Annotated in this window: 13 protein-coding genes; 6 read left to right on the top strand and 7 right to left on the bottom strand. The window is 36.7% G+C overall.

Going from position 1 to position 15,939, the window contains the following annotated elements:
- The first annotated feature begins 9 nt into the window (after nucleotides 1-9).
- The 3 genes from P7V56_RS07765 to nhaA all read left to right on the top strand — a co-directional run bounded on the left by P7V56_RS07765 (nucleotide 10) and on the right by nhaA (nucleotide 4,084).
- Entirely contained in the window at nucleotides 10-921 is a 912-nt protein-coding gene (locus P7V56_RS07765; RefSeq protein ID WP_171222578.1) for a PorP/SprF family type IX secretion system membrane protein, read from the top strand.
- A 13-nt stretch (nucleotides 922-934) separates the two neighbouring features.
- Nucleotides 935-2,881 (top strand): OmpA family protein, encoded by a 1,947-nt coding sequence (locus P7V56_RS07760; protein ID WP_171222577.1) that lies wholly within the window; start codon nucleotides 935-937, stop codon nucleotides 2,879-2,881.
- Nucleotides 2,882-2,947: 66 nt separating this feature from the next.
- A complete protein-coding gene (gene nhaA, locus P7V56_RS07755; protein WP_171222576.1) occupies nucleotides 2,948-4,084 on the top strand; it encodes a Na+/H+ antiporter NhaA in 1,137 nt (378 codons plus the stop codon).
- Nucleotides 4,085-4,096: 12 nt separating this feature from the next.
- On the opposite strand, the gene corA is transcribed toward nhaA, so the two are convergent.
- On the bottom strand, nucleotides 4,097-5,167 hold the full coding sequence (gene corA, locus P7V56_RS07750; protein WP_171222575.1) for a magnesium/cobalt transporter CorA: 1,071 nt from the start codon (nucleotides 5,165-5,167) through the stop codon (nucleotides 4,097-4,099).
- Nucleotides 5,168-5,236: 69 nt separating this feature from the next.
- Between corA and hutI the strand changes: the two genes are divergently transcribed.
- A complete protein-coding gene (hutI, locus tag P7V56_RS07745; protein ID WP_171222574.1) occupies nucleotides 5,237-6,475 on the top strand; it encodes an imidazolonepropionase in 1,239 nt (412 codons plus the stop codon).
- Nucleotides 6,476-6,526: 51 nt separating this feature from the next.
- Here the strand turns inward: hutI and P7V56_RS07740 are convergent, their stop codons facing one another.
- Nucleotides 6,527-7,411: a DUF8428 domain-containing protein gene (locus P7V56_RS07740; RefSeq protein WP_171222573.1), complete on the bottom strand. Its 885-nt coding sequence runs from the start codon at nucleotides 7,409-7,411 to the stop codon at nucleotides 6,527-6,529.
- A 108-nt stretch (nucleotides 7,412-7,519) separates the two neighbouring features.
- Between P7V56_RS07740 and P7V56_RS07735 the strand changes: the two genes are divergently transcribed.
- Together P7V56_RS07735 and P7V56_RS07730 are read left to right on the top strand one after the other, a co-directional pair.
- Nucleotides 7,520-8,557 carry a formimidoylglutamase gene (locus tag P7V56_RS07735; RefSeq protein WP_171222572.1) on the top strand — a complete coding sequence of 346 codons (1,038 nt, stop codon included), beginning with the start codon at nucleotides 7,520-7,522 and terminating at the stop codon, nucleotides 8,555-8,557.
- A gap of 155 nt (nucleotides 8,558-8,712) precedes the next feature.
- Nucleotides 8,713-9,966, top strand: a complete 1,254-nt coding sequence (locus P7V56_RS07730) for a DEAD/DEAH box helicase (RefSeq protein ID WP_171222571.1) — start codon at nucleotides 8,713-8,715, stop codon at nucleotides 9,964-9,966.
- An 11-nt stretch (nucleotides 9,967-9,977) separates the two neighbouring features.
- Here P7V56_RS07730 and P7V56_RS07725 read toward each other — a convergent pair whose 3' ends face one another.
- The 5 genes from P7V56_RS07725 to P7V56_RS07705 all read right to left on the bottom strand — a co-directional run bounded on the left by P7V56_RS07725 (nucleotide 9,978) and on the right by P7V56_RS07705 (nucleotide 15,915).
- Nucleotides 9,978-10,241, bottom strand: coding sequence for an FUSC family protein (locus tag P7V56_RS07725; protein WP_171222570.1), 264 nt, complete (start codon nucleotides 10,239-10,241; stop codon nucleotides 9,978-9,980).
- Nucleotides 10,242-10,277: 36 nt separating this feature from the next.
- Nucleotides 10,278-12,482 (bottom strand): response regulator, encoded by a 2,205-nt coding sequence (locus P7V56_RS07720; RefSeq protein ID WP_171222569.1) that lies wholly within the window; start codon nucleotides 12,480-12,482, stop codon nucleotides 10,278-10,280.
- 79 nt (nucleotides 12,483-12,561) lie between these two features.
- Nucleotides 12,562-14,256 (bottom strand): energy-dependent translational throttle protein EttA, encoded by a 1,695-nt coding sequence (gene ettA / locus P7V56_RS07715; RefSeq protein ID WP_171222568.1) that lies wholly within the window; start codon nucleotides 14,254-14,256, stop codon nucleotides 12,562-12,564.
- An 81-nt stretch (nucleotides 14,257-14,337) separates the two neighbouring features.
- Entirely contained in the window at nucleotides 14,338-14,520 is a 183-nt protein-coding gene (locus P7V56_RS07710; RefSeq protein ID WP_171222567.1) for a CAL67264 family membrane protein, read from the bottom strand.
- Nucleotides 14,521-14,634: 114 nt separating this feature from the next.
- Nucleotides 14,635-15,915: a metal-dependent hydrolase family protein gene (locus P7V56_RS07705; protein WP_171222566.1), complete on the bottom strand. Its 1,281-nt coding sequence runs from the start codon at nucleotides 15,913-15,915 to the stop codon at nucleotides 14,635-14,637.
- Between the last annotated feature and the right edge of the window lie 24 nt (nucleotides 15,916-15,939).

Raw genomic sequence — 15,939 nt, 5'->3', positions numbered from 1 at the left:
AAAGAAAATATGAGAACAAAAATTTTAATTTTCGCTTTGATGTTAACGTGTTATACCGGTTTTGCTCAGCAAGACGCACAGTATACCCAATACATGTATAACACCATCAATATCAATCCAGCCTATGCAGGATCTAGAGGAGTTATGAGTATTTTCGGATTACATCGTACCCAATGGGTAGGATTAGACGGAGCGCCAACAACAAACGCTTTTTCCATCAATACTCCGATTAACAACAGCAATTTAGGCGTAGGAGTATCTGTCGTAAGTGACAAAATCGGACCTACTAAAGACAATACCATTTCAGCAGATTTGTCATATACGATTCAAACCTCTGACGAATATAAATTATCTTTTGGTATCAAAGCCAGCGGTAATATATTTAATTTAGATGTGAATCAATTAAATCCTGCCGATGCAGGCGATCCGAACCTACAAAATTTTGACAATGAATTTTCGCCAAACTTTGGAGCGGGTATTTATTTACATTCTGATAAATTGTACTTTGGTCTTTCGGTTCCTAACTTTTTACAAGATTCAAAATACAACGACAATGAAGTAGCGGTATTTCAGGAGAGAATGAATTTTTATGCGATTGGAGGTTATGTCTTTGACATTTCTCCTTCTGTTAAATTCAAACCCGCTTTCTTGACTAAATTAGTTACCGGTTCACCTTTACAAGTAGATGCTTCAGCTAATTTCTTATTCTTTGATAAGTTGATGCTTGGCGGTGCCTACCGTTGGGATGCTGCCGTAAGTGCCTTGGCCGGTTTTCAGGTTACTGATGGTCTTTTTATTGGCTATAGTTACGATATGGAAACAACTGAATTAAGAAATTATAACTCCGGTTCACACGAGGTATTTATTCGTTTCGAGTTGTTCAATAAAGTTAGTAAATTGGTATCACCTAGATTCTTCTAATAACACAACGATCATGAAAAATAAAATTATATATTTAGTACTATTGACTTTCGCTACTGTGAGCGGATATTCTCAAGGTGGAAGAACAGAGGTAAAAGGAAATAAGGAGTATGATAAATACGCTTATATTGATGCCATCAAAACTTATGAACGCATCTATGAAAAAGGGTATAAATCTCCCGATATGATACTCAAAATCGGTAACGCTTACTATTTTAATGCCGAATTAGAAAAAGCAAACAAATGGTATAGTGAACTATACACCACTAACCCTGAGCAAGAAGCAGAATTTTACTATCGTTTTGCCCAAACATTGAGAGCCGTTAAAGACTATCCCAAAGCGGATGCCATGATGGCCAAATTCAATGACAAAAGCGGTAACGACACCAGAGCCAAATTGTTCAACAAAAAGAAAGACTATTTAGCCGAAATCAAAAAGAATTCCGGTCGATATAAAATAGAAAATGCCGGAATCAACTCAAAGTACTCAGATTACGGACCGGCTTACATGGGAACCAAAGTAATTTTTACTTCGGCTCGTGATACCGGAAACTTCTCGAAAAGAATTCACACTTGGACCGGTCAGTACTTTACTAACCTTTACAGTTCAGCTCTAAGCGAAGACGGTTCTTTGAGCGGTGTAGATAAATTTGGTAAAAAAATCAATACCAAATACCACGAAGACACGCCGGCTTTTACCAAAGACGGAAAAACGGTTTATTTTACCAGAAATAACTATTTAGACGGAAGAGGTTTTGATGCTAACAAAGTAACTTTACTAAAAATTTACAAAGCCAATTTAGATGATGAAGGTAAATGGATAAATATTACACCTTTAAATTTTAACAGTGATAGCTATCAAGCGGCGCATCCTGCCCTATCTCCGGATGAAAAAACATTGTACTTTGCCTCAGACATGCCGGGAACTCGCGGACAATCTGACCTTTACAGAGTAAAAATTAACGAAGACGGAAGTTTAGGAACACCAGAAAATCTTGGCGATGCCATCAACTCTGAAGGTAGAGAAACTTATCCTTTTATCTCCAGTGATAATGAATTGTACTTTGCTTCAGACGGACAACCGGGCTTAGGTGGTTTGGATATATTTGTTACCAGAATCCCTAAAGACGGTAGTCTTAACTTCAAACAAGTTTTAAACATCGGTGAAGAAGGAAACAGTCCTAAAGACGATTTTGGTTTTATCATTGACTTTAAAAGCAAAAGAGGTTTCTTGAGTTCTAACAGAGATGGTGGACAAGGAAGTGATGACATCTATAAATTCTTAGAAACTCGTCCTATTTTCTGTGACCAAATTTTACATGGAGTAATCACCGATGAAGATACCAAAGCTGTATTACCCAATACTAAATTGGTGTTGATGGATGAAAAATTCAACAAAGTAAAAGAAACCGTTTCTGATGCTGAAGGTAAATATGAATTCACCGAAGTAGAATGCGGTGCCAAATACTATGTTAACGCTTCTCTTGAAGATTATGAAACCAAAGAAGTACCGGTAATCATTGGTACTGAATCAGGAAAAACGGAGTTGAACATTGAACTTAAAACTAAAACTTGTCGCGTGAAAGTTGGTGACGATTTAGCCGATTGTTTCAAAATTAACATCATCTATTTCGACTTAGACAAATGGAATATCCGTCCGGATGCTGCTGTGGATTTAGCTAAATTGTTAGACGTATTGAACCAAAACCCAACGATGAAAATCAATATCCGTTCACACACTGACAGCCGTGCTTCACATGCCTACAACGAAAAACTATCTGACCGTAGAGCAAAATCTACCAGAGATTGGTTGATCAAAAACGGTATTGCTGCCGATCGTTTAACTTCTGAAGGTTTGGGAGAAACAGAATTGGTTAACAAATGTGCCGATGGTGTTAAATGTTCTGAAGAAGAGCACCAATTAAACAGAAGAAGTGAATTTATCATCACAAGTCTATAACCCAAAAAACTTTTATAATTACTCTAAAAGCATCCGGAAACGGGTGCTTTTTTTTATCTTTGAAACATGAGAATTACCAAACTATTCAAAGATTTTTTTGAAAGCGAAAGAGCTGGCGGATTTGTACTGATAGCTTGTACGCTACTTTCACTGTTACTTACTAACTCATTTTTGAGCGAAAACTATTCAGCCATTTGGCATTTTAAAATCGGGCATCATTCCTTTGAACACTGGATCAATGACGGCTTAATGACCATTTTCTTTTTGCTGATTGGATTAGAATTAGAGAGAGAAATTTATGCCGGTGAATTGTCGAATATCAAAAATGCTTTACTGCCCATTTTTGCAGCGATTGGTGGTATGTTAGTGCCAGCTGGCCTCTATTTGTTTCTGAATTATGGCACCGAAACCCAATCGGGTGCCGGAATTCCTATGGCTACCGATATTGCTTTTGCTCTGGGAATTCTGTCTTTACTGGGAAACCGAGTGCCTGTTTCGCTAAAAGTCTTTTTAACCGCACTCGCTGTAATCGATGATTTAGGTGCTATTTTAATTATTGCTATTTTTTACACCAAAAATTTAGTCTGGAGTAATTTACTGATGTCTTTAGGCATCTTTGTTTTCTTATTGGTTTTAAACCGACTTAAAGTCCGCAACCTCATTCCATATCTGACTTTGGGTGTTGTTATGTGGTATTTCATGCTGAATTCGGGTGTGCATGCTACCATTACCGGTGTTTTATTGGCTTTTGCCATACCATTCGGAAACGGAAATACAAAATCAACTTCCTATATCTTACAGCACTTTCTTCACAAACCGGTTGCGTTTGTTATCTTACCGCTTTTTGCTTTGGCCAATACTGCTATTGTCTTGAATTCTGATTGGCATTATGCCTTGAGTCACAATTATACGCTGGGGATTGCCCTCGGACTAATTATCGGCAAACCGATAGGCATTTGGTTGTTCAGCTTTTTAGCCGTAAAATTGAAACTAAGCCATCTGCCATCCGACTTAAACTGGAAATCCATTTTTGGTGTGAGCTTTTTAGGCGGTATCGGATTTACCATGTCTATTTTTATCACGCTACTCGCCTTTTCAGATGCGGAACATATCAACAATGCTAAAATTATGATTCTGATTTCTTCCTTAATCGCCGGAATTCTTGGATTACTCTATTTGAAAGCAAGCTTAAAAAAATCGTAATTCGTAATTCATTTAATACCATTTCTTCTTTTTGAAATAGTAAATCATGCCGAGCAACAAAACAAGCATACAACCTAAAACTATAAAATAGCCATACTTCCAATGCAGTTCGGGCATATTATCGAAGTTCATACCGTAAACGCCGACAATAAAGGTCATTGGCATAAAAAATACAGAAACCACAGTTAAAGTTTTCATGACTTCATTCATCTTGTGGTTTTGTTGGGAAAAATAAAAATTAGAAGCGCTGTCTAACGAAGTAACATCATATTCGATTTGCTCTAACAATTCCAAACTCTCTTGATGCAAACGGTCAAAAAAACTATAATTTTCCATTTCAATTGCATTAAAAATATTGTCGTCTTTTATACTCTTGATAGAATACAATGAATCTCTCAACGGAATTATAGATCGCTTTAAAAAATTAAAATTATCTCGATGCTTTTCAACCAATTCCAAAATCATCGGATTGGTACTAGTTTTAGAAAGGTTGATTAAATCTTCTACTTTGTTCTCTTCACTTTCTATGGTCACATAAAAATTCTCCATAATAGCATCAAGCAATAAATATAAAAGATAATCAACTTTCTTTTCTCGAATTATACCCGAATGCGTTCTAAGTCGCTCTCTCAAGTAAGTGAAATGATCGCCACGCTTTTCTTGAAAAGAAACCAAAATTCCGTTCTTTAATAAAAAACTGATTTGTTCGACACTAATGTTATCACTGTTTTCTATAGGCAACAATGATTTGATATTAAAGAAAAGTACATCGCGATACTCGTCTAATTTGGTGCGTTTTGTGGTATTTAAAATATCTCCTAAAATAAAATTGTCAACTTTTAAATACTCACCTATTGACTTAATAACTTCAACATCATTCAAACCGTGAACATTGAGCCAATTTGATTGGGTTGTGTCAAAACATTTGTCTAAATCATCTACTTTGAACTCTTGATATTCTGTCAGATTATTCACGTCATAAACAAACATCTGCATCTCTGTTTTGATTTGTTTATGAATTCCGGTATAGTCTAAAAATGTTGGCTGAACTTTTCGCTCTTTTTTATATTTTATTTTTCTCACGAATTCTAAATTTGTTTAAAATTAAGCATATTTATTTTTTTCAAACTATTTTTACCAAAAATCATGCTTATGCAAACATTAATCATCAATATTAAAGAATTGTTGCAAGTCAGAGAAACTCACGTTGACAAAGTTTCGGGCAACGAAATGGCAGTTTTGCCGTCGATAAAAAACGCCTTCCTTTTAATAGAAGATGATACGATTGCAGCTTTTGGTTCGATGAATGATTGTCCGAAAATCAATGCTGACAAAACCATTGAGGCGGACGGAAAAATAGTTTTGCCAAGTTGGTGCGACAGTCACACTCACATTGTTTATGCCGGCAATCGCGAACAAGAATTTGTAGATCGAATTAATGGCCTGACTTATGAAGAAATTGCCAATCGCGGCGGCGGGATTTTAAACTCGGCCAAAAAACTCAACGAAACTTCTGAAGATGACATTTATAACCAATCCAAAAAACGTTTGGAAGAAGTCATCCAACAAGGCACCGGAGCTGTCGAAATCAAATCGGGTTACGGTTTGACGGTGGAAGGCGAATTGAAAATGCTGCGTGTGATTAAAAAATTAGCCCAAAATTATCCTATTGCCATCAAAGCTACTTTCCTTGGAGCGCATGCATTTCCTTTGGAATATAAAGAAAACCACTCGGCTTATATCGATTTAATTATCAACGAAATGTTACCCAAAATTGCTGAAGAAAAGCTGGCCGATTATATCGATGCTTTTTTAGAAACCGGTTATTTCTCCGTAGAAGAAACCGAGCGTATCATGGAAGCCGGAAAACAATACGGTTTGCGTTCCAAAATACATGTGAATCAATTCACCGCCATCAATGGCATTGCCGCTTGCGTGAAGCATAACGCACTTTCGGTAGACCATCTTGAAATTGTAACCGATGAAGATATAGAAGCTTTAAAAAACAGCGAAACGATTGCCGTTGCTTTACCGAGTTGTTCCTATTTCATCAGCATTCCCTACACTCCGGCGAGAAAAATGTTGAATGCAGGTTTGCCATTGGCCCTAGCTTCCGATTTTAATCCAGGAACGACGCCTTCAGGCAATATGAATTTTGTGGTAGCTACGGCTTGTATCAAAATGAAAATGACACCCGAAGAAGCGATAAATGCAGCCACTATCAATGGTGCTTACGCCATGGGATTGTCAGCGACTCACGGAAGTATCACTATCGGTAAAAAAGCCAATCTTATTATTACTAAACCGCTCAATTCCTTTTATGAATTGCCCTATGCCTTCGGCAGTAATTTAATCGAACAAGTACTGCTCAACGGAAAAGTGATTTCATAAAAAAAGTCCTGATTGCTCAGGACTTTTTCATTTCTATTAATTAATTATGGTTTATCTTAAAGAGAAACTGCTTTTAGAAACCAATTCGCCTTTGTCAAATACATTCACAAAGTAAGTTCCTTTAGCAAAATCTTTACCCGGTAATTGCTCTTTTACATCTACCGTTTTGTTCTCGTATTTCACTGTAGTAGTGAAACTGTAAGTTAGAGAAGTATCGCCAAACGAAATCGTGGCTTTATCTCCTAAAACATTGTTTTTGGCATCAATCACTTGAACATAGTAAACTTTGTCTCCTGATTTTGCAATCTTGTTCTCTGCAATAGTGAACCCAATTTGCAATACATCAGCTCTGCTGGCTTTGTCTGTTTCAATTTGCTTTCCTGAACTTCTTAATTTGTAAGCCGCTGTTTTCAAATTGGTCACCGACAATTTTTGTCCTTTTTCAACCGTTTTAGCCAACTCTTCATTTTGGCCTACCAATACTTGATTGTATTTTTTTGAATCTTCTAATACTACTTTTGTACTATCGAGGTCTGTAGTCAAGTCTTGGTTTTGGGCTTTCAAAACTTCTACTTCCTGCATTAGATTTTTCATTTTTACCTCTAATTGCTTGTACTGTTCTTTGTATTTTCTCAAAGAAGCTGCATCACCTTTAGCGGTTTTTAATTCGGCTATTAATTTTGTTACTTTGTCTCTTTCTGCAATCAGTTCATCGGTCATATCTTTGTTCTCAGCAATAGCTTCATCATAGGTCGCTTTTAGAGTTTCTAAGTCTTTTAAAACAGCTTCTTTCTCAGACTTAATTTCTACTACTGTAGTTTCCATCGTCTTCGCATCAGAAGTCAATTTGAAGATGTAAACCAAACTTCCCACTAATAATATAGCTAAGATTGCTACGATTGCCTTAAGTTTCGAATTACCGTTTTGATTTTCCATAGGTTATAAATTTTAATTTTAACAAAAGTAATAATATAAAGTAATAATATTTATTATAGTAACGTTAAATAAACAATTAAATTATATTTTTGAGCAAATATTCTTCAAATGGAAAGATTAATTCCTTTCACAATAACAGATTTGGCCAAGGTTACCAATCACAGAAGTGGCGAAGTAAAGTTTGGCGAAAAAATGTTAACCATTCCCAAAGGCGAAAATCCAATTGATTTTTTGAAAAGATGCGAAGCCAAATATGTATTGGTCGGAATTCCGGAAGATGTTGGTGTTCGCGCCAATTTTGGTCGTCCCGGTGCCGCATCAGCATGGCAAAGCGCTATCAGTAGTATTGCCAACATTCAGCACAACCGATTTTGCAAAGGAAGTCAAATTGTAGTGTTGGGAAAACTCGATGTGTCGACAGAAATGCAAGAAGCCAAAGAACTTGACTTTCACAAAACCGCCGATAGAAAATTACTAAGTACACTAGTTGAAAAAATTGACAAAGAAGTAGTTCATATTGTTACCACCATCATCAAATGCGGTAAAACTCCGATTATCATTGGCGGCGGACACAATAATGCCTATGGAAATATAAAAGGTACGGCTTTAGGATTGGGAAAACCCATCAATGCTGTCAATTTTGATGCGCACTCCGATTTCAGAATTCTTGAAGGAAGACACAGTGGTAACGGTTTTTCTTATGCGTATGAAGAAGGATTTTTGAAGAAGTATTTCATCTTTGGATTACACGAAAACTACACTTCCAAGAATGTAATTGATATACTGAAAAAAATGGAAGATCGTGTGAATTATAATACTTATGACGAAATAAAAGTACGCCAACAAAAAAACTTCCAACAAGAACTGAATACCGCTTACGATTTTATTAAAAACGATGCTTACGGTATTGAAATTGATTTAGATGCTTTACCCAATATCGCCAGCAGCGCTATGACCATGAGCGGTTTTTCTATTGAAGAATTGCGGCAGTTTGTATCGTTCTTCGGCAAAAATAAAAATGCAGCTTACATGCATATTTGCGAAGGCGCACCCGATTTAGGCGAAGAAAAAAACAACCATCTTATCGGAAAATTGATTGGCTATTTAGTGACTGATTTTATCAAGTCGAGAAAGGAATTGATATAATTACGAATTTGAAATTACGAATTACGAATTTAATCCAGAAACTGCAGCTCATTTGCCTTTCACTGAAATCCTACAATTCGTAATTGATAATTCATAATTCGTAATTAATTAACCTTATCTTTGCTTCGGCTTACACTTAATCGTAAGCAAATTTTATGTTATTCGAAGATTTATCATTATCCAACAGTATTCAAAGAGCTGTCTTTGAAGAAGGATACACCAACCCTACGCCTATTCAAGAAAAAGCGATTCCGATTATTTTATCGGGAAAAGACTTGGTAGGTTGTGCCCAAACGGGTACGGGGAAAACAGCCGCTTTTGCCATACCAATTATACACAACCTCCACAGAATAGTAGGTTCGTCTAAAAAGACCAAACAAATCCGTTGCCTTGTCGTTACACCAACTCGTGAGTTGGCCGTTCAAATCGGAGAAAGTTTTGACACTTACGGAAAGTATACTAATTTGAGACAATTAACCATATTTGGTGGTGTTTCTCAAGTGCCGCAAGTTGACCAACTTAAAAAAGGAGTCGATATTCTTATTGCTACACCGGGAAGATTGTTGGACTTACACAAACAAGGTTTTGTAGATTTTGATCACTTGCACTTTTTGGTTTTGGATGAATCCGATTTGATGCTCGATATGGGTTTTATCAATGATGTTAGAAAGATAGTGAAATTGGTGCCAACCAACAGACAAACGTTATTATTTTCGGCGACTATGCCAATGGCGATTCGCGAATTGGCGGACACATTTTTAAACCAACCCGAATATGTATCGGTAACTCCGGTTTCTTCTACGGCAGAAATTATTGAGCAGCAAATTTATTTTGTCGACAAATCAGACAAACGCGGATTGTTGTACCATTTGATACGCAATGAAAACTTGAGCAATGTATTGGTTTTTGTTCGAACCAAACACGGTGCAGATAATGTGGTTAAAGCTCTGAAAAAACACGGCGTCAATGCGGAAGCCATACACGGCGACAAATCGCAAACGGCGCGTCAAAGGGTTTTGGATCATTTTAAAAACAAAGAAATCTCCGTGTTAGTAGCAACTGATATTGCAGCGCGTGGAATTGATATTGAAAGTTTGCCTTATGTGATCAACTTTGATTTGCCAAACATTCCGGAAACCTACGTTCACCGTATCGGTAGAACCGGTCGTGCCGGAAATGGCGGCATTTCGATTTCATTTTGCGGGAAAGATGAAGAACCTTATTGGAAAGACATTCAGAAACTAATCAAGGTCAATGTAAAAATCATCAAAGACCATCCGTTTCCATGGAAAGACGAAATCCCGAATCCGGACGCTAAACCCGATTTGAGAAACAAAAAAAAGCCGGAAGGCCAAAACAAGTCGAGAAAATCAGAAGGTTCTAAGAAAAATAAAAAGCGTTGGTATTAATCAACGCTTTTTTATTTATTGACATTTCGTGATTTTAATTCCTTTTGTATTTCTTGTTCCAAAATTTTATTATTGGCCGAATTCCTGACAATTACATAAGTTATCAGTAGCGGAAAGAAAGTAAAAAATCCGAAACCATTTTTAACAGCACTGTAAATAACAATTCCCAAAGTAAATCCAACAATTACAGCATCGATTCTTTTATTGGTTTTAATTGTTTTTATTTTCTCCAAAAGCTCTAAATCACTTAAATCTGCTAAGTTTTGGGTATTCATATTTTAAATTTTTAATGTTGCGCTTATAAACTGACATTAGTCAACGCTTTCTTTCTTTTTGATGTTATTAGTAATCACCTGGAATAACTTTGAGGGTTCGAAAGGTTTGACCATAATGTCATTCATCCCGGCCGAAATGGCTTCCTCGGTTACTTCTTGCTTGTCAAAAGCAGTCAAAGCAATCACCGGAATATCGATTCCTTTTTCTCTAATTTTTCTGGTGGTTTCAAATCCGTTAATCAGCGGCATATTGATATCCATTAAAATCAAATCGAATCTTTCTCTTTCCAAAGCCACAATGGCTGCGTAACCATCATCAACTATGGTACAACTCATATTGCTGTTTTGGATGATTTTTTTGGTCACCATTTGGTTGATTTTATTGTCTTCAACAACCAATATATTATACAAATGACTATCGGATAAATCAACTTCTATATTATTGATAATTTCTCTGGACTTGTCCTCATCATATTCAAAACCGATAGTAAAAGTAAAAGTTGTCCCAACATTTTCTTCACTTTCCAAATAAATCTCACTGTCAAAAAGCTTTATCAATCTGGACACTATAGACAATCCTAAACCTGTGCCTTGGTAATCTTCTTCTTTGCGTTCGATTTGCACAAACTTATCAAAGATTTTTTCTTGGTGCTCTTTTGCGATTCCAATGCCGTTGTCTTTGACTTTGAATTCGATAAAATACTTGCTTCCTTCTACTTCTTTCAAGTCAGCAATAAGTGCTACATCACCATTCTTGGTAAACTTTAGCGCATTGCTGAGCAAATTCATAATAATCTGAGAAAGTCGAAGTTTGTCACCAATTAAAAACTCCGGTATCGCCGTGTCAATCTCAATGATTAGTTTGTTGTTATTTTTGTCAGCGATGTATTCAACCGAATTTTGTATGGTGGTGATTTCATCGGTGAGGTTGAAAATTAAATTCTCTAAAACCACTCTTTTTTCTTCTATTTTATTGATTTGAAGAATGTCATTAACCAGCGATAACAAATACTTGGCTGAAAACTTTAATGATTTCAGATGCGGACTGTTGGTCAACTCCTTGTGCTCATCAGTGATAATATTGGTAATTCCGATAACACCATACAAAGGCGTTCGCAATTCGTGCGTGATGGTGGAAACAAACTGAGACTTGAGTTGCGAGGCTTCTTCGGCTTTTTCTTTGGCTTCTTGCAAAGCTTCGTTGGCTTGCGTTAATTCTAAATTGGCTTGTTCTCTTAGTTTGATGTTCTTGTATAAAGTTAACAACAGCAAGAGTAAAATAATGAGAATTACGATAAAAAGGATTACGATTAATTTAGAATCCTTGAGTGATTTTTGTTGTTGTTCGTTCTCTTTTTCAATTTTACCTAACTGAATCTTATACTCTTGCAGCTCAATTTGAGTAGCGGCTTTTTTTAGGTTGTCTATTTTATCTTCCGAATAAACAATCTTGTTGAGTGAGTCTAATTTTTTTTGGTACAATTCCGCCTTTGCTGACTCGTTGTGCTGTTTGTAATGTCTGACAAGATTCTCGTAAATATTAATCAAAAAAGAATCAAAACCATTTTCCTCTGCAATAGTTTTGGCGGTTAAAAAATGCTCTTCTCCTTTGGCTTTTTGCTGGTTATTGCTGTCGTAAATTCCCAATAAAAGATGCAGCGACATTTTGGCTTCTTGATTGTCCTTTTTAAAAATCTGCTCTTTGATATCATTGATTTGGCGGTTACCTAAATCATATTTATGGATGGCAAAATAGGCACTGGCCAAATTTAACTTGGTGTATTCTATTTGGGCAGTATCTTTTATTTTAATCGCATAAAAAAGGGCTTTTTTATAATAGGTGATTCCTTTAGGTACATCAATATCATTGAAATAGTAAACACTACCCAAATTGCTGTAAATCCAATTGAACATCTTGTCGTTGTTGAGCTTTTTAGCATAAGCAAGCGCTTTGTTGTAAAACTCGATGGCTTTGGCTGTTTCGGAACATTCGTTAAAAATAGCACCGATAGTGTTATAGGATTGGGCAATCAGCAAGTCGTCATTGATGGCAAAAGCTTTTACCAACGCTTGTTTGGAAGATTCGAGTGCTTTGTCATAATTGGCATCACTAAAATCAACAACCGCTTGATTGAGGTGTTTTTTAATTACTTCTTTTTCCGCACTATTATCCTGCGAATAAACGGAGCAAAACGAAAGAAGTAAAAATAAAAATAAACAACAGTGTTTAATCTTATTCATTAGGTTAGTTAGAGTTCCCAAATATAGGCTTTTTATTCAAAAAAAAATCCTGATTACTCAGGATTTTAGATGTATTTGGTTAATTTCTAATCAACTTTCTATATTTAATTCGTTTCGGTGTAACATCAACTCCTAAACGTTTCTTTTTGTTTTCTTCATATTCAGAGAAGCCGCCTTCAAAATAATACACCTCAGAGTTGCCTTCAAAAGCCAGGATATGTGTACAAATTCTGTCTAAGAACCATCTGTCGTGACTGATTACTACAGCACAGCCGGCAAAGTTTTCTAAACCTTCTTCTAAAGCACGAAGTGTATTAATATCTAAATCATTGGTCGGCTCATCGAGTAACAATACGTTTCCTTCTTCTTTTAAAGTCATGGCCAGATGCAAACGGTTGCGTTCACCACCCGACAATGAGGCAACTTTTTTATTTTGATCGCTGCCACCGAAATTAAAGCGAGACAAATAAGCTCTCGAATTCACTTGTCTTCCGCCCATCATGATCAACTCTTGTCCGTCACAGAAATTTTCCCAAATAGATTTATTCGGGTCGATATTGGAATGGGATTGATCTACATAGGCAATCTTCACAGTATCACCAATGGTAAATTCTCCGGCATCGGGTTTTTCTTCACCCATAATCATTTTGAAAATAGTCGATTTTCCCGCACCATTCGGACCGATAATCCCAACTATTCCGGCTTGAGGTAAAGTAAAGTTTAAGTTATCGTATAGTAATTTGTCTCCGAAAGCTTTGGCAACACCTTTGGCTTCGATTACATTAGTTCCTAATCTCGGGCCATTCGGAATGTAAATTTCTAATTTCTCGTCGAGCTCCTTTTGGTCTTCGTTTAAGAGTTTGTCATAGTTCTGCAAACGCGCTTTTTGTTTCGTTTGTCGACCTTTGGCTCCTTGACGAACCCAATCCAATTCTCGTTCTAAAGTTTTTCTTCGTTTGGAAGCCACTTTTTCTTCTTGCTCCATGCGTTTTGATTTTTGGTCTAACCAAGAAGAATAATTGCCTTTCCAAGGAATACCTTCGCCTCTATCTAATTCCAAAATCCATCCTGCTACGTTATCTAAGAAATAACGGTCGTGCGTTACCGCAATTACCGTTCCGGCATATTGAGCTAAATGTTGCTCTAACCAAAGAACACTTTCAGCGTCTAAGTGGTTGGTTGGCTCATCCAATAACAATACATCCGGTTGTTGCAATAACAAACGACATAAAGCCACACGGCGTTTTTCACCACCGGATAAATGTTTGATTGGCGTATCGCCTTCCGGAGTTCTTAAAGCATCCATGGCTACTTCAAGCTTGTTGTCAATTTCCCAAGCGCCGGCAGCATCAATTTTGTCTTGCAAATCGGCTTGTCTGTCCATTAGTTTTTGCATCTTATCGGCATCTTCATAGACTTCCGGCAAACCAAACATATCATTGATTTTATTGAATTCATCAAGAATTGCCATAGTTTCGGCAACTCCTTCGCGAACGACTTCAATTACTGTTTTCGTATCATCTAAGATGGGTTCTTGTTCCAAATAACCAACGGTGTAACCCGGTTGAAAAACCACATCACCTTGGTAGTTTTTATCAACTCCGGCAATAATTTTCAATAACGAAGATTTACCCGAACCGTTTAAACCGAGGATTCCGATTTTGGCTCCGTAGAAGAAACTCAAATAGATATTTTTCAATACTTGTTTATCACTTCCTTGATATGATTTACTCAAGCGTTGCATGGAGAAAATCACTTTCTTATCATCTGACATAATTTATTTTAAATTTTAGATATTAGATTTTAAATTTAGGGTTTCAATCTGCCTACTGCGAACTGAACACTGATTACTATTTTAAACTCTTCCTTTGAGTGAACTGAAAACCCAAGCATTGGCTAAAAAGCCAACTCCCACGGCACCAAAACCCCAACCGGCTGTTTCATCGTAGCGAAATGCGCCAAGGGCAATTAGTAATAATCCCATAATTATCATTATAAAAGTAGCCCAACCCAAAACGGTATTTTTATTCATTGCCATATATTGTGGTATTTAATTTTAGGAGAGCAAATTTAGGTAAAAAAAGTGAGTTAAAAAAGGGATAAGAGATAAGGAAAAGGGATAAGAAAAATTAAAAAAACTTGTCCCTTTTTTCTATTTACTTTTATAGATAACACCATCTTTCATAACAAACACAACATTCAATACCGTACTAACCTCTTGCGTTGGGTCGAGTTCTGTTGCTATAATATCTGCCAAATAGCCCGCTTCGATAACACCGATTTTTTTATCCATATCCAACAACATGGCATTGGTAACCGTTGCTGATTGAATGGCTTTCATGATGGGCATTCCGGCTTCAACCATATAGATAAATTCTTTGGCATTTTGACCGTGTTCAAATACACCGGCATCGGTACCAAAAGCAATAGGAACACCTCTTTTGTAAGCTTTACCGAAAGTAGCCTGAATTTTTGGTCCAATCGCTAAAGCTTTGGGAACAATAATCGCCGGATAATAATTTTCTTTTTTTGCATTTTCTTCAACTTCTTTTCCGGCTGTGATGGTTGGCACCAAATAAGCGTTGTTTTTTATCATTAAATCCATAGTAGCTTCACTCATTTCTGTGCCGTGTTCAATAGTCTTAACACCAGATTTCACTGCTCTTTGCATTCCTTCATCGCCATGAGCGTGAGCGGCTACTTTCATACCGTAATCTTTAGCAGTACTAACTATAGCCGCAATTTCTTCTTCTGTGAACTGCGGATTCGAACCACTTTTGGCCATGCTTAAAACACCGCCTGTGGCTGTAATTTTGATCCAATCGGCACCATTTTTATAGCGTTGTCTTACCGCTTGTTTGGCATCATCTATACTATTTACTACACCTTCTTTTGGACCGGGATTGCCCATCAAATCTTTTCGATAACCACTAGTTGGATCGGCATGACCACCGGTAGAACCAATGGCTTTTTCGGCTGTAAAAATTCTCGGACCGGTTATCTTACCGCTATTTATAGCATTTCGCAAAGACACATTAACACCGGTTCCTCCCAAATCTCTGACGGTTGTAAAACCTGCCATTAAGGTAGTTTTGGCCAATACTTCGGCATTGTAAGCCACATCTGCATCATTTAATGTAAACTCTTCCAAGTAAGCTGTCGGACTGGTTTCTCCTTCTAAATGCACGTGCATATCAATCCAACCGGGCATAACAGTTTTGGTTTTTAAATCGATTACTGTCGTAATTTGGTCTGAAGGATTGAGAAATCCATCTTCTACACTACTGATGGTTTTTCCGGATACAACAATCGTTTTATTGGTCAGTACTTTACCATTTTTAGTATCGATAAGCTTGCCACACTGAATATAAGTTTGTTGTGCAAAAAGGAATGAGGAAAAAAATAATGAGGTAAAAAGAAACAGTTTTTTCATCAGTATAAAATTAGACTGATAAAG

Source organism: Flavobacterium sp. IMCC34852, from assembly GCF_030643905.1.
Lineage (GTDB): Bacteria > Bacteroidota > Bacteroidia > Flavobacteriales > Flavobacteriaceae > Flavobacterium > Flavobacterium rivulicola.
The sequence above is the reverse complement of the archived record's forward strand: the minus strand, read 5'-3'. Positions and strand labels throughout refer to the sequence as shown.

Bases quoted from the DNA above. Each gene is read 5' to 3' on its own strand.
- P7V56_RS07765 (WP_171222578.1), top strand. From the start codon at position 10: ATGAGAACAAAAATTTTAATTTTCGCTTTGATGTTAACGTGTTATACC.
- P7V56_RS07760 (WP_171222577.1), top strand. From the start codon at position 935: ATGAAAAATAAAATTATATATTTAGTACTATTGACTTTCGCTACTGTG.
- nhaA (WP_171222576.1), top strand. From the start codon at position 2,948: ATGAGAATTACCAAACTATTCAAAGATTTTTTTGAAAGCGAAAGAGCT.
- hutI (WP_171222574.1), top strand. From the start codon at position 5,237: ATGCAAACATTAATCATCAATATTAAAGAATTGTTGCAAGTCAGAGAA.
- P7V56_RS07740 (WP_171222573.1), bottom strand. From the start codon at position 7,411: ATGGAAAATCAAAACGGTAATTCGAAACTTAAGGCAATCGTAGCAATC.
- P7V56_RS07735 (WP_171222572.1), top strand. From the start codon at position 7,520: ATGGAAAGATTAATTCCTTTCACAATAACAGATTTGGCCAAGGTTACC.
- P7V56_RS07730 (WP_171222571.1), top strand. From the start codon at position 8,713: ATGTTATTCGAAGATTTATCATTATCCAACAGTATTCAAAGAGCTGTC.
- P7V56_RS07725 (WP_171222570.1), bottom strand. From the start codon at position 10,241: ATGAATACCCAAAACTTAGCAGATTTAAGTGATTTAGAGCTTTTGGAG.
- P7V56_RS07720 (WP_171222569.1), bottom strand. From the start codon at position 12,482: ATGAATAAGATTAAACACTGTTGTTTATTTTTATTTTTACTTCTTTCG.
- ettA (WP_171222568.1), bottom strand. From the start codon at position 14,256: ATGTCAGATGATAAGAAAGTGATTTTCTCCATGCAACGCTTGAGTAAA.
- P7V56_RS07710 (WP_171222567.1), bottom strand. From the start codon at position 14,520: ATGGCAATGAATAAAAATACCGTTTTGGGTTGGGCTACTTTTATAATG.
- P7V56_RS07705 (WP_171222566.1), bottom strand. From the start codon at position 15,915: ATGAAAAAACTGTTTCTTTTTACCTCATTATTTTTTTCCTCATTCCTT.